The organism is Lacinutrix sp. MEBiC02404 (assembly GCF_053601575.1).
The window spans coordinates 1-225 of the sequence record NZ_JBSHNV010000011.1; the positions used below are offsets into that span (position 1 = coordinate 1).

Here is a 225-nt window from a genome sequence, read left to right on the forward strand (position 1 = left end):
AACCGAAAAGTACAAAGGTAGTAGCAGCATTTTTAGAAGTAAAAAAGACCACTGGCAATACGAGTGGAATGCTGCTGGCATGTTACAAACCGTAACACGACCAGATAAATTACAAGTACATTTTACCTACGATGCTTTAGGCAGAAGACTAAGTAAAACCTTTAAAAGCACCACAACCTAATGGCTTTGGGATGGTAACGTACCATTACACGAATGGAAAGAAAA

The 225-nt window shown here is 38.7% G+C and carries 1 pseudogene; it reads left to right on the plus strand.

The annotated features are described in order from the left end of the window. Window positions 1-181, plus strand: a pseudogene (locus ACVCXO_RS00050) (hypothetical protein); the annotation flags it as partial. Between the last annotated feature and the right edge of the window lie 44 nt (window positions 182-225).